General features: G+C 72.7%; 5 protein-coding genes and 1 pseudogene. 3 read left to right on the top strand and 3 right to left on the bottom strand.

Translation table 11 applies throughout. The features are described from left to right. Positions 1 to 320, bottom strand: a pseudogene (locus tag V7E46_RS13995) (PQQ-binding-like beta-propeller repeat protein); the annotation flags it as partial. A 377-nt stretch (positions 321 to 697) separates the two neighbouring features. Between V7E46_RS13995 and V7E46_RS13990 the strand changes: the two are divergent. From V7E46_RS13990 to V7E46_RS13980, 3 genes are all read left to right on the top strand, one after another. Continuing rightward, the gene (locus V7E46_RS13990; protein ID WP_443054151.1) at positions 698 to 1,585 is read left to right on the top strand and encodes a glycerophosphodiester phosphodiesterase; all 888 of its coding nucleotides are present in this window, start codon (positions 698 to 700) and stop codon (positions 1,583 to 1,585) included. 90 nt (positions 1,586 to 1,675) lie between these two features. Next, positions 1,676 to 2,374, top strand: a complete 699-nt coding sequence (locus tag V7E46_RS13985; RefSeq protein ID WP_443054150.1) for an ATP-binding protein — start codon at positions 1,676 to 1,678, stop codon at positions 2,372 to 2,374. A gap of 308 nt (positions 2,375 to 2,682) precedes the next feature. Then, positions 2,683 to 3,666 carry a DUF5926 family protein gene (locus V7E46_RS13980; RefSeq protein ID WP_333768717.1) on the top strand — a complete coding sequence of 328 codons (984 nt, stop codon included), beginning with the start codon at positions 2,683 to 2,685 and terminating at the stop codon, positions 3,664 to 3,666. 278 nt (positions 3,667 to 3,944) lie between these two features. On the opposite strand, the gene V7E46_RS13975 is transcribed toward V7E46_RS13980, so the two are convergent. Together V7E46_RS13975 and V7E46_RS13970 are read right to left on the bottom strand one after the other, a co-directional pair. Further along, the gene (locus V7E46_RS13975; RefSeq protein ID WP_329177082.1) at positions 3,945 to 4,142 is read right to left on the bottom strand and encodes a hypothetical protein; all 198 of its coding nucleotides are present in this window, start codon (positions 4,140 to 4,142) and stop codon (positions 3,945 to 3,947) included. 419 nt (positions 4,143 to 4,561) lie between these two features. Beyond that, positions 4,562 to 5,254: a bifunctional DNA primase/polymerase gene (locus tag V7E46_RS13970; RefSeq protein ID WP_333768716.1), complete on the bottom strand. Its 693-nt coding sequence runs from the start codon at positions 5,252 to 5,254 to the stop codon at positions 4,562 to 4,564. Positions 5,255 to 5,961: the final 707 nt, after the last annotated feature.

Below are 5,961 nucleotides of genomic sequence, written 5' to 3'. Positions count from 1 at the left end.
GGCTGCTCGGCGCCGTACGCGGGGGCGTGTGCGGGCTGCTCGGCGCCGTACGCGGGGGCGTGTGCGGGCTGCTCGGCGCCGTACGCGGACCGCTGTGACGGCTGCTCCGCCCCGTACGCGGGCGCCTGCGGCGTCTGCTCGGTGCTGCCGTACGCCGGCTGCTGCTGATACGCCTGCGCCTGGGCCGGTACGACCGGCGCGGCGGGCGGGGCGTCGTGCGCGGGCTGCTGCTGCGGCTGCGCCGGGGGCTCGTACGCCGTCGGCTTCGGCGCCTCGTAACCGCTGTGCCCGCCCTGCTCGTAGGGCGCGGCAGAAGGCACCGGCGGTGTCTGCGGGCCGAGCGCGGCCGGCGGCGGGCCGTACGGCGACGGCGGGCCCACGGGCGGGGGCGCCTGCGCGGGAAGAACCTCGGTCCGGGGCGCGTCGGCGGGCGCGGCAGATGCCGCGGGCGCCGGCGGGGCCGCCGGAGGAGCAGGGGCCTGTGCCGCCGAGTCACTGTCGGGCGCGGCACCGTCGGGCGCGGTCGCTGCCGACTCCGCAGCCGGGGCGGATCCGGCTTCGTTCTCGGTGCTCACAGCGTTTCTCCTCGGGTCAGGACAGGGTAGTGGGGCGAACACAGCATTTCCCACGGCGTGTCGGACCGCCGTAAGCGGTAGCTGTGCATGTCCGTGGCGCGTGCGCGGGGGCCCGGTTCGCGATGCCGCCGGCGAGGCGGTGGCACCATGAACCGGTGACACATGCGCGCGCGGTCCCGGAGGCGTACCCGGAAGAGCGACCTGTCCAGGTCGTCGCCCATCGGGGTGCTTCCGAGGATGTACCAGAACATACGCTCGCCGCGTACCGGAAAGCCATCGAGGACGGCGCCGACGCCCTGGAGTGCGACATCCGGCTGACCGCGGACGGGGAGCTGGTCTGCGTCCACGACTGGCGGGTGAACCGTACGTCCAACGGCCGCGGCGCCGTCTCCTCGCTCGAACTGGCCGACCTCGCGGCGCTCGACTTCGGCTCGTGGAAGGGCCAGCACACCGACCCCGAGGCGCCCGAACGCCACGACCTGGCCGAACGCAGCCGGGTCCTCACCTTGCGGCGGCTGCTCGAACTCGTCGCGGACACCGAGCGCCGGGTGGAGTTGGCGATCGAGACCAAGCACCCGACGCGCTGGGCGGGGCAGGTGGAGGAGCGGCTGATCGACCTGCTGCGCACCTTCGGCCTCGACCGTCCCCCGCCGCCCGGTGCCGCCTCCCAGGTGCGGGTGATGAGTTTCTCGTCCCGCTCGCTGCGCCGGGTACGGCTGGCGGCACCGGCGCTGCCGACGGTGTATCTGATGCAATATGTGTCGCCGCGGCACAGGGACGGGCGGCTGCCCGCGGGGGTGCGGATCGCCGGGCCGAGCATGCGCATCGTGCGGGCGAATCCGGGGTATGTGGCGCGTTTGCATCGGGCCGGAAACCGCGTCCATGTATGGACGGTCGACGACCCCGCGGATGTGGAGCTGTGCGCACGGCTCGGGGTGGACGCCATCATCACCAACCGCCCGCGGCAGGTGCTGGCCCAGTTGAGCGGCTTGAAAGGCCCCCGCGACTGACTTGCCGGCGACATTGCCACGGGCTCGGCGCGGGTGGCTCATGCCCGCGGCATGCGCCTATCACGCGCGGGCGTCCGGGGGGCGTATGAAGTGCGTCAACAGATCTGGGTTGGTCTGTTTCCGGTCGAGTCCCAGAGGGCATCCATCCCGTGGCGTGGGATGAAGGAGGTCACGGGGGTGTCGTTGATGGTCGCGCAGGAAGTGCCGACGTCCTCGACCATGGCACTGCCGCATGGTCCTACCGGCGTCGCGGAAGCACGCAGACGTATGCGCGGGGATCTGTACGCGCAGGACGTGCCGGAAACGGTGATCGACGACGCGGTGCTGATCCTTTCCGAACTGCTCAGCAATTCCTGCCGGCACGCCCGGCCGCTCGGCGACCAGGCCGACGCAATGTACGGGGTGGTGGAAGACACCGCAGGTACGGGCGTCGGCGCGCGGTCCGCGGCGCGGGACCGCGGCATACGTGCCGGGTGGGCCATCGGGACGGACGGCCTGCTCAAGGTCGAGGTCACCGACGGCGGCGGCCCGACCAGGCCGCGCCCTTCCAGTCCCTCGCTGACCGCGCACGGCGGCCGGGGCCTGGGCATCGTGGGCAGCCTGGCGCTGCGCTGGGGGGTACGGGACGGCGCGCCGGGCGAGGTCACCGTCTGGGCGCTGCTGCCGGTCCGCGGCCGGCACGCCCGCCGCGACGACCTCGGCAGCGGGGGTACGGGCATCGGCCTGCCCCGTGGCATTCCGCTCGGCCTCCCCCTGGACCTGGCCGAGTCGCTGGACGACCTGAGCTGAACCGGCGGCGCCGGCTTCCCTGGCCGGGTGTACGCCCGTCGCAGCACGTCGCGGGCCGGGTGCCCGTCCGCCGCGGCGCCGACGGCCCGAACCGGGTGTACCCGTCCCAGCGCCGACGCCCCGGGCCGGGTGCCCGCCCATACACGGCGCGGCCCGAGCCACGGCCGCGCCCGCACAGCCGGCGGTAGGCCCGCGACCGTGCGCCGCCCCTACACCCGTACGCGCCCCCGCCCGTCGTGGTCCGGCCGCGGGCCCGCCGGGCGCTAGGCTCGCGGCGGGAATACCGCCGCACCGGGAGAGACCGAGCCATGGCCAAGAAGCGCGCGACCGCCACCAGCAGCAAGGGGGCCGCACAGGCCACCAGGATCGCGGAGGGGGCGGCCGTGCCGGTGGTCGGTGCGCGCGAGCCCTGTCCGTGCGGCTCGGGCCGCCGCTACAAGGCGTGTCACGGCCGCGAGGCGGCGCACGCGGTGACCGAGCTGGTCCGGCGGCCCTTCGAGGGCCTGCCCGGCGAGTGCGACTGGGTGGCGCTGCGCGAACTGGTGCCGGCCGCGACCGTGCCGCTCACCCTCAAGGAGCCGCTGCCGGACGGCGTGCCCTCGGTCACCCTCGCCACGGTGCTGCCGATGGCGTGGCCCGGGCTGCGGCGCGACACCGGCGCCGTGCTGCTCGGCCTGCAGAGCGACACCGCTTCGGGCGACATCAGCCGCGACCTCGCCGACACCCTGACCCGGGCGCTCACCGCGGAGCCGGGCAATCCGGTGGAGGGCCGCAGGCCCGCCCCCGACGGGCCGCGGCTACAGGATCTGCTCGACCTGGACGCGGCTTTCGTGCCCGAGGTGCACAGCGGCTTCGAATACTGGCTGGAGGACGCCGGGACCGCGACCGGCGAGGTGGCCGCGTCGCTGGAGCGCGCCAACCAGGCCGCCATCCCGACCGTGCGGCTGACCGGTGTCGACGCGGCCTACTGGTGCGAGACGCCGGAGAAGAACCACCTGCGCTGGGTCATGCCGCACCCGGAGGAGGCGCTGCTCGACGCGATGGCCCGGCTGCACGCGGCCGGCGCGTCCTCGCTCGGCGAGGGGACCCGGCTGGTCGGCTCCTTCCGCGCGCACGGGCTGACGGTGCCGGTGTGGGACCTGCCGGTGGGCATGGGTGCGGACGAGGTCGAGAAGCCGGCGGCGGCGTTCGGCGAGCGGCTGGCCGAGACGCTGGGCCGCGGCGAGCCGCTGACCATGGAGGAGCGGCGGGCCAGGAGCGGCTTCACCAACCGGCAGATCACCCTGAGCTGACCGCTCGGAGTGCCGCGGGTTCCGGTTGCACCCGGGCGGCCGGGACCCGGCGGTACCCGACTGAGCGGTTGGTCAGTGATTCCGGTCACAACTCCCTTGGAATCGCCACGATTCGACGGACCCGTCCCGGCTGGGGAATTTGCGATCGGACGAAGTCTTGTTACCGTTTATTCAGCCCGGTCGCTGATGCATCCCCCGTCGTCAGCGACCGGGTTTTTCATGTCGCGGCGCCGGTCGACAGCAGGCTGACGAAGTGGTCGGCAGCCGGTTCGGACGACTCAGTCGCCGTCCGACGAGTCCGTGCCGGACGCATGGTGCGACGCGCTGTGGCCCGCGTTGCCGCGGTGGACGCCGTCGCCGTGCGGGCCGGCGGTCGCCGCGGCCAGCGGAAGGACCACGGCGAGCGCCGCGACACTGGCGGCGGCGATCAGGCGCAACCGGTCACCGGTCTCCTGCAGCGGCTGGTGCGATGCCATGTGCCCCTCCCCTTGCGCTCGACGTCATGCCCGTTGCGGCCCGGTGCGGCGCGTGACGGCAGAATGCCACGGCCCGAACATAGCGGGCCGGACCACGACATCAGGCCTACCCGTCGCCGTCGCGGCAGTCACCGGCGGACGACGGTTACCCGAACGAGTGAGTGGGCGTTACGCACCCGGCCGTACGAGCAGTGCCCCGACCGTACGCCGCCCGGTGTGCGTACCCCATAAGCGCGCGTCACCCGTACGGGCGTATGCCCGCGGATAGGGCGCAGGGGCGTACGGCGTGGCAATGGCCACGCCGTACGCCCCTGTCGTCGCTCAGGCCGCCGATCAGCGGGTCGGCCGGTCCGCAGGCCGCCCGGTCATGGGGTCGGCCGACCGGAAGGCCGGCCAGTCGCAGAGTGCCCGTCAGAACGTCAGAACGTCAGCCGGTCGCCGTCCGGGGCCGTACGCCCGGCCCTGACCAGCGCGTCCACCAGCGTGCCGATCGGCGGCAGCCAGGGGGCCTTGCCGCCGGTCCGCTCGTCCGGCACCGGCGGGCGCACCCAGCAGGGCTGCCCGGCGCTGCTCGTCGACGGCGGCAGCACCACATAGCCGCCGTCCCCGTGGTAGCGAAGGGAGGTGGGGACCCAGTCGTGGCTGTCGAGGAGTTCGCCCAGATCGGCCAGCGAGTAGGGGGCGACCAGCAGGAGATACCGGGTGGGGGTGGCGACCACAGGGCCGAGCCGTACCCCGAGGTTCTCCATCGCCTCCAGCGCGCGTGCGCCCGCGGCGGCGGGCAGGCTCGCCGCCGACACCCGGTCGCCGGTCGCCAGCACCACCGGTGCGTCGGGCCTGCGGGTCCACCAGGATCGCACCATGCGCGGGTCGCGGGTCGCGGCCAGGAGACCGGGGTTGAGCGGGTGCGCCCCGGGCACCGGGCAGTTGGGACGCGCACAGGCGCACGGCGGCGATCCCGCCGTCCGCCAACTGCCGCGTCCGTCGAGCCCGACACCAGGCACAACCCGCCATTGCCACTGCTCGGCGTAGGTGAGCGCCGCGTTGAGCAACGCGGTCCGCTCCTTTCGCTGTAGTGAGATCTTGCGTCGCCTTCCGAGGATCTCGCGCATCAGCGCTCGTTCCTTTCCGTTAACGCCCAGGGATCTGCCCATTACAAAACGTAACTTGTCGAGCACACCGCTTACGAGGCAGCGCATCACGCCGCCAGCCGAGCGTGGAACGTGGCGGAGGGTAGCGCGCATATGGCGCTTGTCTGTTCGCGGTGCCCTGATCGTGACCCACCGGTCGTGGTGCACGTCGGGCCCGGCACCCCTCGCCACTCGGGGTTGGGTCGGCCGTCAACTGATGACGTACATACGACGCTTGAGCCAGACTTCGGGTTCCTACCCATCGCCCGCAATATGACGCGCTGTTGGCTGGGATCAGTCGACAGCGCGCATAGAGCAGGGGTGGTTGTTTTCGGCCAACGTATTGCGAGAAGGGTGTCGGCCGCAAGCGGTCCGACACCAGTCCTTGTACCAGGACAATCCTGGACATGCCCACGATGAGGCGTGTAGAAGTGGGTTCCCTGACAGCGGTGCAGCACACATGGGGGTTTGAGATGCTCATCATGCGGGTGCCCCGCACACTGCGAACGAAAAGCGCTGATTGCCCCACCTGCGTGCCACTGGCCGGAAGTTCCCGGCCATGAACCCGGCCCACGTCAGAAAAGTGGCCGGAACCGGGCCACGCAGGTCTGCCACAGCGCATACTCCCGCTACGCCTGTCACTTCCGCGTCTCCTGTTGCCGCCGTCGCGACCACCCCCTCCCCAGCGG

The sequence above is a fragment of the Streptomyces sp. IBSBF 2435 genome, assembly GCF_036815005.1.
Taxonomy (GTDB): domain Bacteria; phylum Actinomycetota; class Actinomycetes; order Streptomycetales; family Streptomycetaceae; genus Actinacidiphila.
The sequence above is the reverse complement of the archived record's forward strand: the minus strand, read 5'-3'. Positions and strand labels throughout refer to the sequence as shown.

Coding starts and splice junctions, on each gene's coding strand:
- V7E46_RS13990 (WP_443054151.1), top strand. CDS start 698: ATGCCGCCGGCGAGGCGGTGGCACCATGAACCGGTGACACATGCGCGC.
- V7E46_RS13980 (WP_333768717.1), top strand. CDS start 2,683: ATGGCCAAGAAGCGCGCGACCGCCACCAGCAGCAAGGGGGCCGCACAG.
- V7E46_RS13975 (WP_329177082.1), bottom strand. CDS start 4,142: ATGGCATCGCACCAGCCGCTGCAGGAGACCGGTGACCGGTTGCGCCTG.
- V7E46_RS13970 (WP_333768716.1), bottom strand. CDS start 5,254: ATGCGCGAGATCCTCGGAAGGCGACGCAAGATCTCACTACAGCGAAAG.